The sequence below is a fragment of the Pseudomonas sp. T8 genome (genome assembly GCF_024610635.1).
Taxonomy (GTDB): domain Bacteria; phylum Pseudomonadota; class Gammaproteobacteria; order Pseudomonadales; family Pseudomonadaceae; genus Aquipseudomonas; species Aquipseudomonas chlororaphis_I.
The window spans coordinates 1,589,960-1,611,110 of the sequence record NZ_CP102374.1 but is presented as its reverse complement, the minus strand read 5'-3'; the positions used below and the strand labels follow the sequence as shown (position 1 = coordinate 1,611,110).

At 64.4% G+C, this 21,151-nt stretch carries 18 protein-coding genes; 5 read left to right on the top strand and 13 right to left on the bottom strand.

The window, feature by feature from the left end; all coding sequences use genetic code 11:
- Positions 1-31: 31 nt before the first annotated feature.
- Entirely contained in the window at positions 32-916 is an 885-nt protein-coding gene (locus tag NRG23_RS06985; RefSeq protein ID WP_257374183.1) for an N-acetylmuramoyl-L-alanine amidase, read from the top strand.
- A gap of 81 nt (positions 917-997) precedes the next feature.
- Here NRG23_RS06985 and NRG23_RS06980 read toward each other — a convergent pair whose 3' ends face one another.
- The 5 genes from NRG23_RS06980 to NRG23_RS06960 all read right to left on the bottom strand — a co-directional run bounded on the left by NRG23_RS06980 (position 998) and on the right by NRG23_RS06960 (position 7,314).
- Entirely contained in the window at positions 998-2,017 is a 1,020-nt protein-coding gene (locus NRG23_RS06980; RefSeq protein ID WP_009048405.1) for a branched-chain amino acid aminotransferase, read from the bottom strand.
- A 301-nt stretch (positions 2,018-2,318) separates the two neighbouring features.
- On the bottom strand, positions 2,319-3,710 hold the full coding sequence (gene lpdA / locus NRG23_RS06975; RefSeq protein ID WP_257374181.1) for a dihydrolipoyl dehydrogenase: 1,392 nt from the start codon (positions 3,708-3,710) through the stop codon (positions 2,319-2,321).
- Positions 3,711-3,728: 18 nt separating this feature from the next.
- The gene (locus tag NRG23_RS06970) at positions 3,729-5,018 is read right to left on the bottom strand and encodes a dihydrolipoamide acetyltransferase family protein (RefSeq protein WP_257374180.1); all 1,290 of its coding nucleotides are present in this window, start codon (positions 5,016-5,018) and stop codon (positions 3,729-3,731) included.
- Positions 5,019-6,077 (bottom strand): alpha-ketoacid dehydrogenase subunit beta, encoded by a 1,059-nt coding sequence (locus NRG23_RS06965; RefSeq protein ID WP_028682773.1) that lies wholly within the window; start codon positions 6,075-6,077, stop codon positions 5,019-5,021.
- A 1-nt stretch (position 6,078) separates the two neighbouring features.
- Positions 6,079-7,314: a 3-methyl-2-oxobutanoate dehydrogenase (2-methylpropanoyl-transferring) subunit alpha gene (locus NRG23_RS06960; protein WP_009048409.1), complete on the bottom strand. Its 1,236-nt coding sequence runs from the start codon at positions 7,312-7,314 to the stop codon at positions 6,079-6,081.
- 197 nt (positions 7,315-7,511) lie between these two features.
- On the opposite strand from NRG23_RS06960, the gene bkdR reads away from it, so the two are divergent.
- A complete protein-coding gene (bkdR, locus tag NRG23_RS06955) occupies positions 7,512-8,000 on the top strand; it encodes a Bkd operon transcriptional regulator BkdR (RefSeq protein ID WP_009048410.1) in 489 nt (162 codons plus the stop codon).
- 158 nt (positions 8,001-8,158) lie between these two features.
- Here bkdR and NRG23_RS06950 read toward each other — a convergent pair whose 3' ends face one another.
- Positions 8,159-9,100, bottom strand: coding sequence for a polysaccharide deacetylase family protein (locus NRG23_RS06950; protein ID WP_041986747.1), 942 nt, complete (start codon positions 9,098-9,100; stop codon positions 8,159-8,161).
- A gap of 233 nt (positions 9,101-9,333) precedes the next feature.
- Positions 9,334-10,128 (bottom strand): diaminopimelate epimerase, encoded by a 795-nt coding sequence (dapF, locus tag NRG23_RS06945; RefSeq protein ID WP_257374176.1) that lies wholly within the window; start codon positions 10,126-10,128, stop codon positions 9,334-9,336.
- A gap of 300 nt (positions 10,129-10,428) precedes the next feature.
- On the opposite strand from dapF, the gene NRG23_RS06940 reads away from it, so the two are divergent.
- Together NRG23_RS06940 and NRG23_RS06935 are read left to right on the top strand one after the other, a co-directional pair.
- Entirely contained in the window at positions 10,429-12,102 is a 1,674-nt protein-coding gene (locus NRG23_RS06940; RefSeq protein WP_257374172.1) for an MFS transporter, read from the top strand.
- Positions 12,099-13,244 (top strand): HlyD family secretion protein, encoded by a 1,146-nt coding sequence (locus NRG23_RS06935; RefSeq protein ID WP_257374171.1) that lies wholly within the window; start codon positions 12,099-12,101, stop codon positions 13,242-13,244. The genes NRG23_RS06940 and NRG23_RS06935 overlap by 4 nt, the downstream gene beginning before the upstream one ends.
- 177 nt (positions 13,245-13,421) lie before the next feature.
- On the opposite strand, the gene copD is transcribed toward NRG23_RS06935, so the two are convergent.
- The 3 genes from copD to NRG23_RS06920 form a co-directional block, all read right to left on the bottom strand.
- Positions 13,422-14,282: a copper homeostasis membrane protein CopD gene (gene copD / locus NRG23_RS06930; protein WP_257374170.1), complete on the bottom strand. Its 861-nt coding sequence runs from the start codon at positions 14,280-14,282 to the stop codon at positions 13,422-13,424.
- A gap of 3 nt (positions 14,283-14,285) precedes the next feature.
- Positions 14,286-14,648 carry a copper homeostasis periplasmic binding protein CopC gene (gene copC / locus NRG23_RS06925; RefSeq protein WP_124344961.1) on the bottom strand — a complete coding sequence of 121 codons (363 nt, stop codon included), beginning with the start codon at positions 14,646-14,648 and terminating at the stop codon, positions 14,286-14,288.
- Between the two features lie 93 nt (positions 14,649-14,741).
- Positions 14,742-15,182: an acetyltransferase gene (locus NRG23_RS06920; protein WP_016702787.1), complete on the bottom strand. Its 441-nt coding sequence runs from the start codon at positions 15,180-15,182 to the stop codon at positions 14,742-14,744.
- A 239-nt stretch (positions 15,183-15,421) separates the two neighbouring features.
- Here NRG23_RS06920 and NRG23_RS06915 point away from each other — a divergent pair, with 239 nt between their 5' ends.
- On the top strand, positions 15,422-16,042 hold the full coding sequence (locus NRG23_RS06915; RefSeq protein WP_007922198.1) for a TetR/AcrR family transcriptional regulator: 621 nt from the start codon (positions 15,422-15,424) through the stop codon (positions 16,040-16,042).
- A gap of 184 nt (positions 16,043-16,226) precedes the next feature.
- Here NRG23_RS06915 and preA read toward each other — a convergent pair whose 3' ends face one another.
- From preA to hydA, 3 genes are all read right to left on the bottom strand, one after another.
- Positions 16,227-17,501, bottom strand: coding sequence for an NAD-dependent dihydropyrimidine dehydrogenase subunit PreA (gene preA / locus NRG23_RS06910; protein ID WP_257374167.1), 1,275 nt, complete (start codon positions 17,499-17,501; stop codon positions 16,227-16,229).
- Positions 17,502-18,869, bottom strand: a complete 1,368-nt coding sequence (locus NRG23_RS06905) for an NAD(P)-dependent oxidoreductase (RefSeq protein WP_257374166.1) — start codon at positions 18,867-18,869, stop codon at positions 17,502-17,504.
- A 287-nt stretch (positions 18,870-19,156) separates the two neighbouring features.
- Positions 19,157-20,596 (bottom strand): dihydropyrimidinase, encoded by a 1,440-nt coding sequence (hydA, locus tag NRG23_RS06900; RefSeq protein ID WP_257374164.1) that lies wholly within the window; start codon positions 20,594-20,596, stop codon positions 19,157-19,159.
- Between the last annotated feature and the right edge of the window lie 555 nt (positions 20,597-21,151).

Here is a 21,151-nt window from a genome sequence, read left to right as displayed (position 1 = left end):
GGGAAAGGAAAGCAACGTTCAAGGGCAAGTCATGAAGAAATACACCACGGTCTTAAGCCTCTTGCTGGCGATGACCGGTTGTACCAGCAGCCACCAAGACACCTCCGAGGCCACGCTCACGGAGAAAGACGGCTACGTCCTTTCGAAAGGCGAAAGGGCGGTGGCGAAGAACCACCGGATCCGTTTCCTGGTCTTGCACTACACCGCGCTCGACCAGGCGCAGTCCTTCGAAACGCTGACGCGATCGGAACACGTCAGCGCCAACTACCTGATTCCCGATCGGCCGAAGACCCACAAGGGCCTGCTGGTGGCCGACCAGTTGGTCGATGACCACGACCGCTCCTGGCACGCGGGAGTGAGCCAGTGGAAGAACCGCAGCAACCTGAATGACACCTCGCTCGGGATCGAGATCGTCAACGCTGGCTGGGACCAGGACACCGGCCAGTTGCTGGGCGAGCCCTACAACGAGCAGCAGATAGAACTGCTGATCAGCCTGGCCCGGGACCTGGTCAGTAAGTACGACATACAGCCGACGGACATCGTCGGGCACTCGGATATCGCCCCCGGGCGCAAGATCGATCCGGGGCCGTTCTTTCCCTGGAAACGGCTTGCCGAAGCCGGCATTGGCGCCTGGCCCGACGAGCGCACCCTCGACGACTACCTGGCTCGCTTCAGCGTGTCGCCGCCGAGCATGGTCCAGGTCACGAAGGCGCTGCAAACCTATGGTTATGGCTATCTGGACGAGCAACCGGAAAGGGTGGTGGAAGCCTTCCAGATGCGCTTCAACCAGGAAAATGTCAGCGGGATCGTGGATATCCGTACGGCGGCCATCCTGTTTTCCCTGATCGACAAATATCACGGCAAGGACAAGGCGAGCGCCATTCTGCTGCCGCCGCAAGTGGCGGCGCTCGGCTAGAGGCACAGGTTTCGGCACCCATGAAAAAGCCCGCCGTTCGCGGTGGCGAAGGGCGGGCTTTTCAGCACCTGGTAGCTGGGGTCAGACCTTGACGATCCAGCCCGCTGGCGCTTCGATGTCGCCGGTCTGTACACCGGTCAGCTCTTTGTAGAGCTTCTGGGTGATCGGACCGACTTCCTTTTCGCTGTAGAACACGTGCAGCTTGTCCTTGTACTCGATGCCGCCGATCGGCGTGATCACCGCGGCGGTACCGCAGGCGCCGGCTTCCTTGAAGTCCGACAGCTTGTCGATCAGCACGTCGCCTTCGATCACTTCCAGGCCCAGGCGGGTCTTGGCCAGTTCGATCAGCGACAGGCGGGTGATGCCCGGCAGTACCGACGGCGACTTCGGCGTGACGAATTTGTCGTCGTGGGTGATGCCGAAGAAGTTGGCCGAACCGACTTCCTCGATCTTCGAGTGGGTCAAAGGGTCCAGGTAGATGCAGTCGGCGAAGTGCTTCTTCTTGGCTTCCGAACCTGGCATCAGGCTGGCGGCGTAGTTGCCACCGACCTTGGCCGCGCCGGTGCCTTGTGGCGCCGCGCGGTCGTAGCTGGAGATCAGGAAGTTGTGCGGGGTCAGGCCGCCCTTGAAGTAGGCACCGACCGGAATGGCGAAAATCGAGAAGATGAACTCGGGGGCGGTGCGCACGCCGATGTTGTCACCCACGCCGATCACGAACGGGCGCAGGTACAGCGCGCCGCCGGTGCCGTAAGGCGGGATGAAGCGCTCGTTGGCGCGAACCACTTCCTGACAGGCGGCAACAAATTGCTCGGTGGACACCTGCGGCATCAGCAGGCGCGCGCAGCTGCGCTGCATGCGGGCGGCGTTCTGGTCCGGGCGGAACAGGTTGATCGAACCGTCCTTGCAGCGGTAGGCCTTCAGGCCTTCGAAGCACTGCTGGCCATAGTGAAGGGCGGTGGAGCCTTCGCTGATGTGCAGCACGTTATCTTCGGTCAGGGTGCCTTTGTCCCACTCGCCGTTACGCCAGTGCGACAGATAGCGCTTGTCTGTCTTGATGTAGTCAAAACCCAGCTTGTCCCAATTGATGCTTTCGTTACCCATGACACCCTCTATCGCTTAACAACCGTCGCAACGGCTCAAGGCTTCTGACGTTTTTTGGATGGGCACAACAATACTGCATTCCGGGGGGCCACCGCATCCCGGGCGATGGGAGGGGAAGCAAAAAAACTTAGCCTGCTCATGAACCCTCCTGCCGTCCTGTGACGCGAACCCCAAAGGCTGCGGCGAGCTGTTTCTGTAGGAGCGAAGCTTGCTCGCGATAGCGTCGGCACAGACGGCTTGATATCCCTGCCGTGCTCACTGGCCCTATCGCGGGCAAGCCTCGCTCCTACAGACCCGGTGTTTATAGATGCAACGCGTGGCCCAGGGCGCGCAATGCCGCTTCCTGCACCGCCTCGCCCAGGGTCGGGTGGGCGTGGATGGTGCCGGCGATATCTTCCAGGCGCGCGCCCATTTCCAGGGACTGGCCGAAGGCCGTGGACAGCTCGGACACGCCGACGCCCACCGCCTGCCAGCCGACAATCAGGTGATTGTCACGGCGCGCCACCACCCGCACGAAACCGCTTTTCGATTCCAGGGTCATGGCACGGCCGTTGGCGGCGAACGGGAAGCTCGAGACGATGCAATCCAGGCCGGCGGCCTTGGCCTCGTCCGGGGTCTTGCCGACCACCACCAGTTCCGGATCGGTGAAGCACACCGCGGCAATGGCCGTCGGGTTGAATTCCCGGTGCTGGCCGGCGATCAGCTCGGCGACCATCTCGCCCTGGGCCATGGCCCGGTGCGCGAGCATCGGTTCGCCGGCGAGGTCGCCGATGGCCCAGACATTGCGCATGCTGGTCTGGCAACGCTGGTCGATGCGGACGGCCGAGCCGTTCATGTCCAGGTTCAGCGCTTCGAGGTTCCAGCCCTGGGTGTTCGGCTTGCGCCCGACCGCCACCAGCACCTGGTCGGTTTCCAGCTTCAGGCTGTCGCCGTTCGGGTCGCGCACCTGCAAGGAGTGGGTCGCGGCATCGAAACCTTCGACGCTGTGCTTGAGGTAGAGCTTGATCCCCAGTTGCTTCACCGATTCGAGCACCGGTTGGGTCAGCTCGGCGTCATAGGCCGGCAGGATGCGCTCCTGGGCCTCGACCACGCTGACTTCGGCGCCGAGCTTGCGGTAGGCGATGCCCAGCTCCAGGCCGATATAACCGCCACCGACCACGATCAAGCGCTTGGGCAGGGCCTTGGGCGCCAGGGCTTCGGTGGAGGAGATGATCGGCCCGCCAAGCGGCAGCATCGGCAGGTTGACGCTTTTCGAGCCGCTGGCCAGCAGCAGGTGTTCGCACTGGATGCGGGTGTCGGCGCCTTCGATTTCCACGGTCTTGCCGTCGATGACTTTGGCCCAGCCCTGGATCACCTGGACCTTGTGCTTTCTCAGCAGGGCGGCGACGCCGGTGGTCAGGCGGTCGACGATGCCGTCTTTCCATTCCACGCTCTTGCCGATGTCCAGGGTCGGTGCCGAGACGTTGATGCCCAGGGCCGAGCCCTGGCTGTGATGGCGGGTCTGCTGGAACTGTTCGGCGACATGGATCAGCGCCTTGGACGGGATGCAGCCGATGTTCAGGCAGGTGCCGCCCAGCGCCTGGCCTTCCACCAGGATGGTCGAGATGCCCAGCTGGCCGGCGCGGATCGCCGCCACATAACCGCCGGGGCCACCGCCGATGATCAGCAAGGTAGTGTTCAGAGTTTGTTGCATGCCTTACTCCAGAAATGCCTATTCAACAAAGAGACTGGCGGGTTGTTCGAGCAGGCCGCGAATGGCCTGGATGAAGAGCGCCGCGTCCATGCCGTCGACCACCCGGTGATCGAAGGAGCTGGAGAGGTTCATCATCTTGCGGACCACGATCTGGCCTTTGATCACCATCGGCCGTTCGACGATCTTGTTCACCCCGACGATCGCCACTTCCGGCAGGTTCAGCACCGGCGTGCTGACGATGCCGCCCAGGGCGCCGAGGCTGGTCAGGGTGATGGTCGAGCCGGACAGTTCGTCACGGGCCGCCTTGCCTGTGCGCGCGGCTGTAGCCAGGCGCGCGATTTCCGCGGCGCTGTCCCACAGGCTGCGGGCTTCGGCGTGGCGTACCACCGGCACCATCAGGCCGACGTCGCTTTGCGTGGCCACCCCGACATGCACCGCGCCGTGGCGGGTGATGACCTGGGCTTCGTCGTCGTAACGCGCGTTGATCTGCGGGAAGTCGCGCAGGGCCACGACCAGGGCCCGCACCAGGAACGGCAGCAGGGTCAGCTTGCCGCGGGTGGCGCCGTGTTTTTCATTGAGGTGCGCGCGCAGTTCTTCCACCGCGGTGACGTCGATTTCCTCGACATAACTGAAGTGGGCGGCGCGCTGGGTGGCTTCCTGCATGCGCTGGGCGATCTTGCGACGCATGCCGATCACCGGGATCTGCTCCTCGTCGTGACGCTGGGCATAACCGGACGGCGCCGAGCCGCTGCGTGCGTTCTGAGTGCCCTGGGCCAGGTAGGCGTCCAGGTCTTCGTGGAGGATGCGTCCGGCCGGGCCGCTGCCCTGCACCAGGCGCAGCTGGATGCCCAGGTCCAGCGCATGCTTGCGCACGGCCGGGGAGGCCAGCGGGCGCTCGTCGGCGTCGCGGGCTACCGGCGCCTGTGGCGCGGGGCGGCACGCGGCGGCGGGTTTGCTTTCCAGCACTGGCGCGGCTTCGACCTTAGGCGCTGCTACTGCTGGTGCTGCTTCTTTAATAGGGGCAGGTTCCTTGACCAGATGATCGGACGCCTTGAGGTTGCCGGCGCCTTCGACCTCGATGCTGATCAATATGCTGCCCACCGCCATCACTTCGCCGGGCTGGCCGCCCAGGGATAGGACCTTGCCATGCACCGGGGAGGGGATATCCACCATGGCCTTGTCGGTCATGACGTCGGCCAGCACCTGGTCCTCGACCACCAGGTCGCCGACCTTGACGTGCCACTGCGCCAGTTCTACTTCTGCGATGCCTTCGCCGATGTCCGGCATCTTGATAACGTGCGTGCCCATTCAGACCTCCATGACCCGTTGCAAAGCCGCGCCCACTCGGGACGGGCCAGGGAAATACGCCCACTCCTGCGCGTGCGGGTAGGGGGTGTCCCAGCCGGTCACGCGTTCGATAGGCGCTTCCAGGTGGTGGAAGCAGTGTTCTTGCACCAGCGACACCAGCTCGGCGCCGAAGCCGCAGGTGCGGGTGGCTTCGTGGACCACCACGCAGCGGCCGGTCTTTTTCACCGACTTGACGATGGTCTCCAGGTCCAGCGGCCACAGGCTGCGCAGGTCGATGACCTCGGCGTCGATCCCGGTTTCCTCGGCGGCCACTTGCGAGACATACACCGTGGTGCCGTAGGTCAGCACGGTGACGTCCTTGCCCGGCCGGGTGATGGCGGCGACGTCCAGCGGCACCTTGTAGTAGCCGTCCGGCACCTGGGCCGAGGGGTGTTTCGACCAGGGGGTTACCGGGCGGTCGTGGTGGCCGTCGAACGGGCCGTTGTACAGGCGCTTGGGCTCGAGGAAGATCACCGGGTCATCGTTTTCGATGGAGGCGATCAGCAGGCCCTTGGCGTCGTAGGGGTTGGACGGCATCACAGTGCGCAGGCCACAGACCTGGGTGAACACCGCCTCGATGCTCTGGCTGTGGGTCTGGCCGCCGTAGATGCCGCCGCCGCAGGGCATGCGCATGGTCAGCGGCGCGGTGAACTGGCCGGCGGAGCGATAACGCAGGCGCGCCGCTTCGGAAATGATCTGGTCCGTGGCCGGGTAGACGTAGTCGGCGAACTGGATTTCCGCCACCGGGCGCAGGCCGTAGGCGCCCATGCCGACGGCGACGCCGACGATGCCGCTTTCCGAGATCGGCGCGTCGAACACCCGCGAGGTGCCGTACTTGGCCTGCAGGCCTTCGGTGCAACGGAACACGCCGCCGAAATAACCGACGTCCTGGCCGAACACCACCACGTTGTCGTCACGCTCTAGCATCACATCCATGGCCGAGCGCAGGGCCTGGATCATGGTCATGGTGGTCGTGGTCATGGCGGTGTCCAACTGGATATTGTTGTTGTGGTCGTTCATGTCAGATTCCCAGTTGCTGGCGTTGGCGCTTGAGGTGCTCGGGCATTTCCTTGTAGACGTCCTCGAACATGGTCGCGGCGCTTGGGATCTGCCCGCCGGCGAGGGTGCCGTACTGCTCGGCCTGTTTCTGCGCGGCGATGACTTCGGCTTCCAGTTCGGCGCTGACCGCGGCGTGTTCCTCTTCGGACCACTGGCCGATCTTGATCAGGTGCTGCTTGAGGCGGGCAATCGGGTCGCCGAGGGGGAAGTGGCTCCAGTCATCGGCCGGGCGGTACTTGGACGGATCGTCGGAGGTGGAGTGCGGGCCGGCGCGGTAAGTGACCCATTCGATCAGGGTCGGGCCGAGGTTGCGCCGGGCGCGTTCGGCGGCCCAGCGGGACGCGGCGTAGACCGCGATGAAATCGTTGCCGTCCACCCGCAGCGAGGCGATGCCGCAACCGACGCCGCGACCGGCGAAGGTGGTGGCTTCACCGCCGGCGATGGCCTGGAAGGTGGAGATCGCCCACTGGTTGTTGACCACGTTGAGGATCACCGGCGCGCGGTACACGTGGGCGAAAGTCAGGGCGGTGTGGAAGTCCGACTCGGCGGTGGCGCCGTCGCCGATCCAGGCCGAGGCGATCTTGGTATCGCCCTTGATCGCCGAGGCCATGCCCCAGCCCACGCCCTGCACGAACTGGGTGGCCAGGTTGCCGGAGATGGTGAAGAAGCCGGCTTCCTTGACCGAGTACATGATCGGCAACTGGCGGCCCTTGAGCGGATCGCGCTCGTTGGACAACAGCTGGCAGATCATGTCCACCAGCGGCACGTCGCGGGCCATCAGGATGCTTTGCTGGCGGTAGGTGGGGAAGCACATGTCGTCGATGTTCAACGCCAGGGCCTGGGCGCTGCCGATGGCTTCCTCGCCGAGGCTCTGCATGTAGAACGACATCTTCTTCTGGCGCTGGGCGACCACCATGCGGTTGTCGAAGATCCGCGTCTTGAGCATGGCGCGCATGCCCTGGCGCAGGACCTCGCTGGGGACCTCTTCGGCCCATTCGCCCAGGGCATTGCCCTGGTCGTCGAGCACGCGAATCAGGCCACGGGCCAGGTCGGCGGTATCAGCGGGTTCTACATCGATTGGGGGTTTGCGCACCGTGCCGGCGTCGGTCAGACGCAGGTAGGAGAAGTCGGTTTTGCAACCGGGACGGCCTGAGGGTTCGGGCACGTGCAGGCGCAGCGGTTCGTACGCTTGGGTCATGGCTTGTCTACGCTCGATCTTGTGAATTTCTTGTAGTGGGCGCGCTTAGCTGACAGTCATTCTTTGGGTAAAAGAAATCTTGTCCTACAACAATCATAGGCCGGGCCAAGGAGAATATTTATCTCTGTTTCGTTGCGCTAAAGATGATTTGCAGATAAAAAAACTGCATAAACATAAAAAACAGGTTGATTTGTCTCATGCGCAAACTGGACCGTACCGACATCGGCATTCTCAACAGCCTCCAGGAGAACGCCCGCATCACCAACGCCGACCTCGCCCGTTCGGTGAACCTTTCGCCCACCCCGTGCTTCAACCGCGTGCGCGCCATGGAGGAGTTGGGGTTGATCCGCGAGCAGGTGACCCTGCTGGATGCCGACCTGCTGGGGCTGCATGTCAACGTGTTCATTCACGTCAGCCTGGAGAAGCAGGTGGAAGAGGCGTTGCAGCACTTCGAAGAGGCGATCGCCGACCGCCCGGAAGTCATGGAGTGCTACCTGATGGCCGGCGATCCGGACTACCTGATCCGCGTGCTGGTGCCGACCATCCAGGCCCTGGAGCGCTTCATGATGGACTTCCTGACCAAGGTGCCCGGCGTGGCCAATATCCGCTCCAGCTTCGCCCTCAAGCAGGTGCGCTACAAGACTGCGCTGCCGTTGCCGGCCAATGGGTTGACGCTGGGGAATTGACTTGATGGGCGAACCGCAGGCCCGGCCTCTCGCGAGCAAGCTCGCTCCTACAAGGACCCGTGCAGTCCCTGTAGGAGCGAGCTTGCTCGCGATAAAAATCGGCAGGCCGCCGCTGTTCTCGGATCGACCCACCGAACTTTCGTTCAACACATAACGCCTCAATCGTTATACGCCGCCTCGCTGTTATCGATCAGCGGGTCCTTCTCCGTCAGCACGATCTGCGCGATCCGGTCCTTGCGCATAAAGCTGACCTTGGGGTGGGACTGGGCGTAGCGGATAAAACGCTCCACCGCTTCGACCATCGCCGGCGTACCGCCGATACGATCGTGCAGGCTCACCGACATCATCCGCCGCCGGCTCGCGCCTTCGGCGTACAGGCGATCGAACTCCAGCACCAACTGCTGATAGAACTGTTCGGCGGAGAAGTGTCGGCCCTCGATCAGCACGATGTCGTTATTGCGCAGGGTGTAGGGCACCACGGCGAATTTCTTGCCGCGCACCAGGGTGACGAAAGGTTCGTCACGGCTGACGTCATCGATGTGGTAGGTGAAATTCAGGTCCTGCAACACCTTCAGGGTGTTGGGGCTGCGCCGCAGCCAGTTGGCGTTGTAGCCGACCGAACGCTGGCCGGTGAGCTTCTGCACTGCGTCCACGCCATCGCCGATGAACTGTTTTTCCTGGGCGTAGCTCATGTTGTAAGAGTCGGCCCAACGCATGCCGTGGGCCGCCACCTCGTGGCCGCGCTCGGCGATGGCCTTGACCAGCTCCGGGTGTTTCAGCGCGGCTTCACCGACCACATGCGAGGTGACCTTGATCCCGGTGCGGTCCCACAGATCGAGCAGGCGCCACAGGCCTTCCTTGTGGCCGTAGTCGAACCAGGTGTTGGCCGGCAGGTCGGGGTAACCCTTGGGCAAGGGGCTTGCGGAAAACGGGCTTTCGGCGCCCTCCGGCTGGCCGCCGGTCTCGAACTGCATGGAAAACGACAGCACCAGTTGCGAGCCGTCCGGCCAGGGACGCTCCTGGGCGAACGCCAGGGCCGGCGTCAGCAGGCTGAGGGCGAGCAGGCGCTTGAACCAGCGCAAGTTTTTGTGGGGGGACATGGTGGCACTCCTTGGGGAAAAAGTGCCGATAGGCTGGCATCCGGTTTCTGCTTGAAAAATCCCCTCGAAACCAGATCACCTTTAAAGAAAATTTACCAATCGAACACGAGGTTGCCTGGACTGGCCTCATCGCGGGCAAGCCTCGCTCCTACAGAAGAAGATCGCATGCTTCTGTAGGAGCGGCCGGTCGACGCTCGATTGCCCGCGATAGGGCCGCCCAGACACCGCCCATCTCAGAACGTCCCGCTGAACACCCGCTCCACCCCACCGGCCAGCCGCACTTTGCCCTGGCCGTCCCAGCTGACGGTGACCGGGCCGCCGTCGCACAACACCCGGACCGGGCTGTCCAGCAGGCCGCGGCGTATGCCGTTGACCGCCGCGCCGCAGGAGCACGAGCCGGAACCCAAGGGAATGGCGCCGTTGCGCTCCCAGATGCGCAGGCGAATGGTCTGGCGGTCGATGACCTGGACGAAGTGCACATTGGTCTTCTGCGGGAACAGCGGATGCGCCTCGATCCGCGGGCCCAGTGTCGCCACGTCGATGGCCTGCAGGTCCTCGACAAAAAACGTGCAGTGCGGGTTGCCCATGCTGCACGCCGCCGGCTCGCCGGGCAGGGGCAGGGCCAGGCTGTCGAGGGCCATCGCCAGCGGGATCTCCTGCCAGGCGAATTGCGGCACACCCATCTCCACCGACACCGACTGATCGTCCAGCCGCAGGCAATGCAGGATGCCGCGGACGGTCTTCACCTGTACCGAGTCTTCGCCGCTTTCGCGCATCAGCAGGTCGGCCGCGCCGCGGGTGGCGCTGCCGCAGGTGCTCAGGCTGGAACCATCGGCATTCCAGAAGGTCAGTTGCGCCGCTGTCTCGGGGCAATGGCTGAGCACCACCAGCTGATTGAAACCCACGCCGCGATGGCGGTCGCCCAGGGTCCTGGCCAGCTCGCCGGTGATCGGGTTGTCGCGTCCACGGGCATCGACCAGCATGAAGTCGTCGCCATTGGCATGCAGCTTCTGAAAGGACAGGGGCATTGCGGGGCTCCGCGGGAGGCACAGGTGACGGCCGATTCTAGGGGGCGAGCAGCGGCAATGATAGGCAGGGCCTGTGGCGGATTTGCGTCAGTGCCACGGGTATTTCGTCAGGCGGCCGGCAGTGGGCTGAAAAAATCCTCTGCACCGTGATTAGCTTTGCATAAAGTTCGTCAATCGAGCCCGGCAGTGTGCCTGGATCCCGAGGTTTTCCGGCACACTGCCGGGCAACCCGGAACAACTCTGGAGCGTCCGCCATTCGGGCGGACATGGAACAAGGTCAGCGAATGGCAAGGTCACTGAATGGATAGCTACGCCCCGCGCAACTGGCAGCCCCACGAAAAGCCCAGCTTGCCCGGTTCCCCCTCGACGCCGCTGCACCCCACGCACAAGCGCCTGGCCTATGCCCTGGTCGGTCTGCTGGTGGCGATCACCGGCGGCCTCGGCAACTCCCTGGTGGTCGCCAACCTGCCTTACCTGCAAGGGGCGCTGGGCGCGACCACGGCGGAAATGGCCTGGCTGCCGGCGGCCTACGTGATGACCAACGTGTCGATGAACCTGCTGCTGGTGAAGTTTCGCCAGCAGTTCGGCCTGCGCGCCTTTACCGAGGTGTTCCTGGTGCTCTATGCGCTGGTGACCTTCGGCCACCTGTTCGTCAACGACCTGAGTTCGGCCATCGCCGTGCGTGCGGCCCACGGCATGGTTGGCGCCGCCCTGAGTTCCCTGGGCCTGTACTACATGGTCCAGGCGTTCCCGGCCAAGTGGCGGATGAAAGCCCTGGTGCTGGGGCTGGGTGCCTCGCAACTGGCCTTGCCCCTGGCCCGGCTGTTTTCCGAAGACCTGCTGCAGATCGCCGAATGGCGCGGCCTGTACCTGTTCGAGCTGGGGCTGGCGCTGGCGTCCCTGGGCTGCGTGTTCCTGCTCAAGCTGCCGCCCGGCGACCGTTTCCGCACCTTCGAGAAACTCGACTTCCTGACCTTCGCCATCCTCGCCAGCGGCGTCGCGCTGCTGTGCGCGGTGCTGTCCCTGGGGCGCATCGACTGGTGGCTGGAAGCGCCGTGGATCGGCTACGCCAGCGCCGGCTCCATCGTGCTGATCCTCGCCGGGCTGGCCATCGAACATAACCGCAGCAACCCGATGCTGATGACCCGCTGGCTGGGCAGCGGGGCGGCGATTCGCCTGGCCCTGGCGGTGATCCTGATCCGCATGGTGCTGTCCGAGCAGTCCACCGGCGCCGTGGGCTTTCTCCAGGCGCTGAACATGAGCAGCCAGCAGATGCGCCTGCTGTATGGGGTGATGCTGCTGGGCAGCATCGCGGGCCTGGCCACCAGCGCCCTGACCATCAACCCGGCGCACCTGTTCATGCCGCTGGTCATCTCCCTGGCGCTGATGGCCGTCGGCTCGGTGATGGACAGCTTCTCGAATAACCTCACGCGCCCGGCCAACATGTACTTCAGCCAGTTCCTGCTGGCCTTCGGCGGGACCTTCTTTCTCGGCCCGACCATGGTCCTGGGCACGCGCAACGTGCTGACCAACCCGCGCAACCTGGTGAGCTTCTCGGTGCTGTTCGGCATCTGCCAGAACCTCGGCGGGCTGATCGGCTCGGCGCTGCTGGGGACCTTCCAGATCGTCCGCGAGAAATACCATTCCAGCCATATCGTCGAGCAACTGGTGATGATGGACCCGCGGGTGCTGGGCCGGGTGCAGAGCGGCGGGGCGGCGGTCGGCAGGGTGATCGCCGACCCGCAGGCCCGCGAGCTGCAAGGCATCCGCAGCCTGGCCAGCGCCGCCACCCGCGAAGCCAACGTGCTGGCCTACAACGATGTGTTCATGCTGATCGCGGTGATCGCCGTGCTGACCATGATCTGGATCTTCATTCGCAGCCTGTGGCTGATGAGCACGACCAAGGCGGTCGCGCCTGCCACCTCGACTTCTGCCCCGACTCCCGTCCAACCCAGCGGTGCCATTTCTTCATGACCGAACCGACCATCACCACCACCAACGCCATTGCCTCGACGCCGGAAGGCAGCGCGCCGCCCTCGATGCCGATCACCGAGCCGCGTTCGCTGCGGGTGCGGATCATCTCGTCCCTGGGGTTCGCCGCGATCGCCATCAGCGGCGTGCTGGTCGTGCTCTATGCCTGGCAGCTGCCGCCGTTCAGCAGTGCCGTCGAAAGCACCGAGAACGCCCTGGTGCGGGGCCAGGTGACGATCATCGGGCCACAGCTCAGCGGTTATGTGTTCGAGGTGCCGGTGCAGGACTTCCAGTTCGTCAAGGCCGGCGACCTGCTGGTGCGCCTCGACGACCGCATCTACAAGCAGCGCCTGGAGCAGTCCCTGGCCCAGCTGGCGTCGCAGAAGGCGGCCCTGGCCAATGTGGTGCAGCAGCGCAACAGCGCCGAAGCCACCATCAAGCTGCGCCAGGCGGCGCTGGCCGACAGCCAGGCCCAGGCGCGCAAGAGCGCCGCCGACCTGCGGCGCAACCAGGAACTGATCGCCGACGGTTCGGTGTCCCAGCGTGACCTGGACGTGACCCGCGCCGCCAACGCCCAGACCCTTGCCGCGGTGGCCCAGGCCCAGGCGCAGCTGGACATCGCCCGCCAGGACCTGCAGACGGTGATCGTCAATCGTGGTTCGCTGGAGGCCGCGGTGGCCAATGCCGAGGCGGCGGTGCAATTGGCGCGGATCGACCTGTCCAACACCCGGGTCACCGCGCCGCGCGATGGCCAGCTGGGGCAGATCGGCGTGCGCCTGGGGGCCTACGTCAATTCCGGGGCGCAGCTGATGTCGCTGGTGCCGAACCAGCTCTGGGTGATCGCCAACATGAAGGAAACCCAGATGGACAACATCCGCGTCGGCCAGCCCGCAAGCTTCACCGTCGATGCGCTCAACCACCGCAAATTCCACGGCCATGTGCAGCGCATCTCGCCGGCCACCGGCTCGGAGTTCGCCTTGTTGCAGGCCGACAACGCCACCGGCAACTTCGTCAAGATCGCCCAGCGGATCCCGGTGCGCATCACCGTCGACCCCGACCAGGCGGAAAGCGAACGCCTGCGCCCGGGGATGTCGGTGGTGGTGAGTATCGATACGGCGGCGGAAGGGGATACCCGGGTCGAATGACCCGACGCTTCTGTAGCCGCTGCCGAGCCCTGGCGAGGCTGCGATCGTCTGCGCAGCAGACGCCAAACCAGGCACCGCGCAGCGTCAGTTACACCACGCCGCCAGGTCTACGGGGCTGCGCCCCGATCGCAGCCTCGCCAGGGCTCGGCAGCGGCTACAGGGGCGAGAGGGCAGGGTTCAGGCGGTGAGGGGCGGCAGGGTGCCGAGCAGGGACACGGCGGCCACCGCGGCGATCCCCAGCAGCCATTCCAGCAGCACGCTACGACGCAGGGTGCCCAGGCGCTGCTGGCAGTCCTCGATCCGCAGGCGGTTGAACAGGGCCAGGGCGAACATGCCGCACACCAGCAGCACCTTGATCAGCAGGATCAGGGCAAAGCCGGACAGCAAGGGTGTCGGCCACAGCTGGCCGGTCAGCACTCGTACATTGATCAGGCCGGTGACCAGCAACCCACCTACGAGCCCGTAACCCACGCCGCTGAAACGCAGTAGGACCCGCTCCAGAGGCTGCTCGCCGGGCTGCCGCAGAGTCATCAGCAGCACCAGCAAACCGCCGAGCCACAGGCTGACGCAGCCCAGGTGGACGATCTGGTTGAGGATCAGCAACTGGCCGCCGAGGCCGTCGAGCATGGCGCCGTGGCCCACCGGGGCGAGGGTGGCCAGCAGCAGGGCGGCGAGGATCAACCGTAGCGCCAGCCGCTCACCCAGGCGAGTCAGCAGCACAACCACCAGCGCGCCATTGAGCAGCAGATGCCAGCTCCACACCTGGCCAAAAAAGGTCTTGCCCAGCACCAATCGCAGGGTGGCCGGGTCCAGGGCCGCGGCGCCGCTGCCGGCCATGCTGGCGGTGATCAGCAGCAACCAGCAGACGCCCGTGGCCAGGGCGATCCCGGCCAGCCAGCAGCCGAGTCGGGTCAGGTTGCGATCCAGTGCGGCGAAGGGCTCGCGCCCCAACAGCAGGGGCCTGAACACCCAGGCCCCGAACAGTAAAAGGACTGCCGCGAAATGCACGAAGCGGCAGAGCACCAACAGGGTCGACATCGGTTACTGGCCGACCTTGAAGCTGTAGCTGCCTTCGCTCGTGTGGGTATCGACCGACACCGCGTGCCACTCGACCTTGTAGGCGCCCGCCGCCAGCGGCGCCGCCGGAGTCACGATCAGGGTCTTCTTGTCCGCGCCTTCGGTGGCCAGGGCCTTGACGGCGACCGCCGCGCCATCCTTGCTCAGGCTGACTTGGGTGAAGGTCGCCTCGACGCCTTCGGAGAACACCAGGCGCAGTTCGCCCGGCGCGCTCACCGTGCTGTCGGCGGCCGGGACCTGGCTTTGCAGGTGGGCGTGGGCGAAGGCCGAGGAAGCGGCAACGAGAGAGGCCAGCAGGGCGCTGGCGGTCAGCAGTTTTTTCAGCATGGGAAATACCTGTTCAATGAGTGTCGGGTCGTCGCTGGGCCTATGAGTATAAGGACCGTGGCAGGGGCCCTGGATGAAACATCGGCGCGGCGTTCAAGGGGTTTTCAGGCGCATATGGATGATCGGGAACGGCCGGCCCTGGCCGTCGGTTTCCGAGCGGCCGATGTCTTCGAAACCGTAGTGCCGATAAAAACCGTGGGCCTGGGGGTTCTGTTCGTTGACGTCGACAGTGAGTCGCGGATGGCGGCTGCGCACGTGGTCCAGCAGTTGTCGGCCGACGCCCTGGCCACGGCGGGCCGGTTCGATAAACAGCATTTCCACCTTTTCGCCGGCGCTAGCGATAAACCCGGCCGGGGTGCCGTCGTCGTCCTCCAGCAGCCAGACCTCGAGGGCCGGCAGGTAGGTGTCGCGCACCAGGGGGTAGAGCAGTTGGATATCGTCTTCGCTGATGAAGTCGTGGGTGGCCCGCACCGAGCGTTCCCACAGGGCGGCGAGCTGCGGATCGTCCGCGGGCCAGCGTTTTCGAATGTGCATGAGCATGATCCATGGCGGCGTTGCAGGATGGCCGAAACCCTCAGGGTTCGGCGGCGAAAGTCCTGCCTGCATGTCCGTGTCGCGAATCAACGCCTGGACGGAACACTTCAGGTGCCTGGGAATAAGGCGGGAAGGATCCTAACCAATCGTTTTTGCCGGGGAAAGCCAGGTCCAGGAAGTTTCGTTTTTGTACGAAGGCCAATGGTAGTCTTGCAGCAGACTGTTTTCAGGGAGCCCATATGGGCAATCACAAGATCGAGATCCGTCGCAGCAACGTCGAGAAGATCCTCCTAGCGGCGGAAAAGGTATTCGCCGAAAAAGGTTTCAGCGGCACGGCCATGGCCGATATCGCCGCCGAGGTGCAGTTGCCGCGCTCCAACCTGCATTACTACTTCAGCACCAAGAGCGAGCTGTACAGCGCGGTGCTGCTGGAACTGCTGGAGTTGTGGAAGCAGGACGCCCTGTGCTTCGAGATGTTCGACGACCCGCGGGTGGTCCTCAGCAGCTACATCCGCGCCAAGATGAACCATTCCCGCAGCCGGCCCTATGGCTCGAAAGTCTGGGCCAACGAAATCATCCACGGCGCGCCGACCCTGGGCGAGGCGCTGGACGCCAGCCTGTACGACTGGGCGAAGATGAAGGAAGCGAAGATCCGCCAGTGGGTCGAAGACCAACGCATCCTGCCGGTGGAGCCGTCGAGCCTGCTGTACATGATCTGGGCCTCGACCCAGCACTACGCCGACTTCGACCACCAGATCATGATCATCAACGAGCATCAGCCGCTGTCGGACATGCAGTTCGAAAAAGCGGTGCAGACGGTGACCAGTGTGATTCTGCGGGGGATTGGGTTGGAGCCGTAGGCGTCCCTGAGATTGCTATCGATATCGCTGGAGCACCAGACAGTATGCGTTATCGTTCACCTCCATCGCGGGCAAGCCTCGCTCCTACAGAAGCGCACGGTCTTCTTCTGTAGGAGCGAGGCTTGCCCGCGATGACGTCAGTCCAGTCAATGAGCGTTATCCGGCAAATCCTCTAGCCACTCACTCAAACCGCCTCGCGATACGGATTGCGCGGATCATGCTGCCAGTCGAGGAATGGCTTGCCGGTGTCCTGGGGCACCATCTCGATGCAGTCCTGCACTGGGCAGGTGATCTGGCACAGGTTGCAGCCCACGCATTCGGCGTCGATCACCTCGTACTTATGCGTGCCGTCGGCCTGCTTGAGGCTGGCGATGGCCTGGTGCGAGGTGTCTTCGCAGGCGATATGGCAGCGGCCGCAACCGATGCAGGCGTCCTGGTCGATCTTGGCGATCACCTGATAGTTGATATCCAGGTACTTCCAGTCGGTGGTGTTGCCCACGGCCTTGCCGGAAAACTGCTGCAGGCTGCTGTAGCCCTGGCTGTCCATCCACCGCGACAGGCCGTCCTTCATCTCCTCGACAATCCGAAAACCATGGAGCATCGCCGCCGTGCACACCTGCACCGCGCCGCAGCCCAGGGCGACGAATTCCGCCGCGTCGCGCCAATTACCGATGCCGCCGATACCGCAGATCGGCAGGCCCTGGGTCTGCGGGTCGCGGGCGATCTCGGCCACCATGTTCAGCGCGATTGGCTTGACCGCCGAGCCGCAGTAGCCGCCGTGGGTGCTCTGGCTGCCGACCATCGGATTGGCGACCATGCGCTCCAGGTCGACGCTGGTGATCGAGTTGATGGTGTTGATCAGCGACACTGCGTCGGCGCCGCCGCGATGGGCCGCGCGGGCGGCCATGCGGATATCGGTGATGTTCGGCGTCAGCTTGACGATCACCGGCAGCGAGCAATAAGTCTTGCACCAGCGGGTGACCTGTTCCACGTACTCCGGCACCTGGCCGACCGCCGCGCCCATGCCGCGTTCCGGCATGCCGTGGGGGCAGCCGAAGTTCAGCTCGATGCCGTCGGCGCCGGTGGCTTCCACCAATGGCAGGATGTTTTTCCACGACTCCTCGACGCAGGGCACCATCAGCGACACGATCAGCGCGCGGTCCGGCCAGTCCTTTTTGACCTGGGTGATTTCCCTGAGGTTGATCTCCAGGGAGCGGTCGGTGATCAGTTCGATATTGTTGATGCCCAGCACTTCGCGGTTGGCGCCGAAGTGCGCCGAGTAGCGTGACGACACGTTGACCGCCGCCGGGTCCTCGCCCAGGGTTTTCCAGACCACGCCGCCCCAGCCAGCCTCGAAGGCGCGGACCACGTTGTAGGCCTTGTCGGTGGGCGGCGCGGAGGCCAGCCAGAACGGGTTGGGGGCCTTGATACCGGCGAACACAATCGAGAGATCGGCCATTTACGCAGCCTCCACGTTGAGCATGAGTTGGGCATGCATGGCTTCGGCGGCCCGCTTGCCGTGTTGCACCGCCTGGACGGTGAGGTCCTGGCCGAGGCTGACGCAGTCGCCGCCGGCATACACCCCGGGGATGCTGGTGCGCAGTTGTTCGTCGACCTCGATGCGCTCGCCGGCGCGCTTGAGTTCGCGGGCCAGCGGGTCGCCCAGCGCGGCGCCGTCGAACGCCTGGCCGATGGCCTTGAAGATCGCGTCGGCGGCCAGCTCGAAGGTTTCCCCGGTGGTCTGCAGCCGGCCCTCCACCAGGCGGGTGCGGGCGAAGCGCATGCCGCGTACCCGGCCCTGGGCGTCGAGCAGTACTTCCTCGGGCGCGGCCCAGGTCAGCAGGCGCACCTGATTGGCCTTGGCGATGTCCTGTTCGTGTTGGGTGGCGCCCATGTCCTCGACGCCGCGGCGGTACACCAGGTTGACATCGCGGGCGCCGAGGCGGGCCATCTGCACCGCCATGTCGATCGCCGTGTTGCCGGCGCCGAGGACGATGCAGTGGTCGGCCAGGGGCAGTCGGGTGAGGTCGTCGGCCTGGCGCAGTTCGCGGATGTAGTCGGTGGCGGCCAGCAGGCCGGGGGCGTCCTCATGGGGCAGGCCCAGCTGTTTGCTGGCGGCCAGGCCGAGGCCGAGGAACACCGCGTCGAACTGCTGGTGCAGTTCGGTGAGGCTCAGGTTGTCGCCGAGTTTCTGTCCGTGGCGGATCTCGATGCCGCCGATCTGCAACAGGAAATCCAGCTCCTTCTGCGCGAAGTCGTCCACCAGCTTGTACTTGGCGATCCCGTATTCATTGAGGCCGCCGGCTTTTTCCCGGGCCTCGAAAATCACCACCTCGTGGCCGTGCATGGCGCAGCGGTGGGCGCACGATAGCCCCGCCGGCCCGGCGCCGACCACGGCGATGCGCTTGCCGGTGGCGGCGGCGCGCTGGAACGGGTGCTGGCTGAAGTGCGCGTTGTCCACCGCGTAGCGCTGCAACAGGCCGATCAGCACCGGCGCGCATTCCTGGGCGTTGTTGCGCACGCAGGCCTGCTGGCACAGGATCTCCGTCGGGCACACCCGGGCGCAGCTGCCGCCGAGGATATTGGCCGAGAGAATCTTCTGCGCCGCGCCCTGCACGTTGTCGGTGTGGATATGGCGGATAAACGAGGGAATGTCGATCTCGCTGGGGCAGGCGTTGACGCACGGCGCGTCGTAGCAATACAGGCAGCGCGAGGCTTCCAGGTGCGCCTGGCGGTCGTTGAGCGGCGGCGCCAGGTCGCTGAAATGGCCGGCGAGGGTGGCCGCATCCTCCTGGGGATGGGGCAAGTGGTTCAGGGTCTTGATCACGGTTCTGGCCTCACGGTTTTTTATCGATTGCCTCTGACGGGCATTGTTTTCACGAACGGGGCGGACACCCCGCTGGATTCGCTGCAACGCGTCCTGTAGCCGCTGCCGAGCGCAGCGAGGCTGCGATCGGGTTGGGCGGCATTCCGACGAAGCGGCCGTAAAACTGCCTACCGCGTTCTACCTGGTACACCGCAAGCGCAGGTTTTGCGGCAACTGCGTTGCCGGTCGCAGCCTCGCTAGTGCTCGACAGCGGCTACAGGGATCGCGGAGATCACAGGCCCCCGATCTCAGCGTTTGACGGCCGTCGGCTTGTGCGCCTCGGCGCGTTTGCTCAGCAGGTCGAACACTGCCGGGTAGGCCGGGCGCTCGACATAACGGCCCGCGCCGCGCTCGGCGCGCAGGTCGCCGTCGACCCAGACCAGCTTGCCCTGGCTGATGGTGTGGCTGGGCACGCCGCGCACGGTCTTGCCTTCGAAGATGTTGAAGTCCACCTGCTGGTGGTGGGTCGCGGCGGAAATGGTGCGGCTGCCTTGCGGGTCCCAGAGCACCAGGTCGGCATCGGCGCCGACGCGGATCGCGCCCTTGCGCGGGTAGAGGTTGAAAATCTTCGCCGCATTGGTGGAAGTCAGGGCGACGAAGTCCTGCATCGACAGGCGCCCGCTGTTCACCCCTTCGTCCCAGAGCACGGCCATGCGGTCTTCGATGCCGGCGGTGCCGTTGGGGATCTTGCTGAAATCGTCGCGGCCAGCGGCTTTCTGCTCGGCGCAGAAGCAGCAGTGGTCGGTGGCGGTGGTGTGCAGGTTGCCCGATTGCAGGCCGTGCCACAGCGCGTCCTGATGCCCGCGAGGGCGGAAGGGCGGGCTCATCACATAGCCGGCGGCGGTCTGCCAGTCCGGGTGGCGGTACACGCTGTCGTCCAGCAGCAGGTGCCCGGCCAGCACTTCGCCGTACACCGGCTGGCCCTTGCCGCGGGCGTAGGTGATTTCGTCCAGCGCCTCTTTGGTCGAGACGTGCACCAGGTACAGCGGCGTGCCGAGGGTTTCGGCAATGCGGATCGCCCGGCTGGCGGCTTCGCCTTCGACCTGGGAAGGGCGCGACAGCGGGTGGGCTTCCGGCCCGGTGATGCCCTGGGCCAGCAGCTTGCGTTGCAGGTGGTAGACCAGCTCGCCGTTCTCCGCGTGCACCGTTGGCACGGCGCCGAGTTCCAGGCAGCGCTCGAAGCTCGCCACCAGGGTGTCGTCGGCGGCCATGATCGCGTTCTTGTAGGCCATGAAATGCTTGAAGCTGTTGACCCCGTGCCGGCTCACCAGCTCGGCCATTTCCTCGCGCACCTGCTCGCTCCACCAGGTGATGGCGACGTGGAAGCCGTAGTCCGACGCGGACTTCTCGGCCCAGCCGCGCCACTGGTGAAAGGCCTCCAGCAGGGACTGCTGCGGATTGGGAATCACGAAATCGATGATCGAGGTGGTGCCGCCCGCCAGGCCCGCGGCGGTGCCGCTGAAGAAGTCTTCGCTGGCCACGGTGCCCATGAAGGGCAATTGCATATGGGTGTGAGGATCGATGCCGCCGGGCATCAGGTATTGGCCACTGCCATCGAGCACTTCGCAGCCTGCAGGACTGTCCAGATTCTGGCCGATGGCCTTGATCACGCCGTCGGCGCACAACACATCGGCCTTATAACTTTCATCATGGGTAATAACGGTGGCGCCACGGATCAACAGAGACATTCCGAGTTCCTCGCAGGCATGACCGGCTTATGCCGGTTCTAGTGTTCTTGTAATAAGCAGGCTGCGGAATCTTATTCCTGTCAGCGGTGTCAGGAATAAAAACTAGCTGGTGTTCATTCAATCGGCAAGATTATTTTTTATAAGCATATATCGATATTAAATGATTGAAATATAAGGATTTAATTCGTAAATCCGCAAAATGGTGCAGCCTTTCACCATTTTGACGCACTTGACAGGATCGAAATATGAGCAAGATTTCCTATGTGAAATCAGCCGCTTGAAGGAGGCCTGTGGCCCATACGAAAGTTTGAAAAAATTTTGCGTGCACCAGATTGAGTCCTGACCTGATGGACAACTTGCCCGGCATTCGGCCTGAGTGAACCGGCAAGTTATCTCGGACAGGAAGTTGTTCAGAATAAAACTGAAGAAACATCAGTTGTTTACATGGATTTTACCGACTGTGGAGCACCGTCGATGGACCAGCCGGCACGCTTATTGAGTGCCGCCGTCGACAGGATGGCCGGTCGGTAAAAGTCGTCAGTTCTCCGGCCATCG